This is a genomic window from Microseira wollei NIES-4236, assembly GCF_020521235.1.
GTDB classification, from domain to species: domain Bacteria; phylum Cyanobacteriota; class Cyanobacteriia; order Cyanobacteriales; family Aerosakkonemataceae; genus Microseira; species Microseira wollei.
On record NZ_BLAY01000524.1, the window covers coordinates 1 to 560 of the forward strand.

Below are 560 nucleotides of genomic sequence, written 5' to 3' on the forward strand. Positions count from 1 at the left end.
CGCAGGTGCAAGATTGGAATAAACTACATCTTCATATACAAGCGCGATCGCCTAAGATAAAATAGTACTAAAATCGCTCAAAAACTACAGATAAAAAAATATGATCGTTGTCATTGGCGATGATATCCTGACAGCCGCAAAGATGTCAGAAGCCGAATTAAAACTAGAAATTGCCATCTTACTGTACCAAAAATCCAAAATCGGCACTGGCACAGCCCGTCGCCTCGCCGGAATGAATTTAATCGAATTCCAAAAAGAACTTGCCAGTCGCGGTATCTGCGTCAATTATGATGTTGAAGATTTCCAAAATGACCTCGAAACTCTAAAAAGGTTAGGCGATTTGTGATTGTTGTCAGCAATACTTCACCCATCACCAACCTGGCAGCAATCGGGCAATTAAATTCAGATATTACACCAGCATCATAGCCCGCCCGGAAATCAATTTCCGGGCTAATAGCGAAAGTCCATTAAAATGGACTGAAATTCTTGGCGAATTATTTAGTCCTCTGAGCGAGGACTTTAGCTATTAGCCAGCGATTTGAATCGCTGGCGGGATGCAA

The 560-nt window shown here is 42.0% G+C and carries 1 protein-coding gene; it reads left to right on the forward strand.

The genetic code is table 11. The features are described 5' to 3' along the window. Nucleotides 1–100 precede the first annotated feature (100 nt). Nucleotides 101–346 carry a UPF0175 family protein gene (locus tag MiSe_RS49660; RefSeq protein WP_226594994.1) on the forward strand — a complete coding sequence of 82 codons (246 nt, stop codon included), beginning with the start codon at nt 101–103 and terminating at the stop codon, nt 344–346. The last annotated feature ends 214 nt before the right edge of the window (nt 347–560 follow it).

Bases quoted from the DNA above. Each gene is read 5' to 3' on its own strand.
- MiSe_RS49660 (WP_226594994.1), top strand. From the start codon at position 101: ATGATCGTTGTCATTGGCGATGATATCCTGACAGCCGCAAAGATGTCA.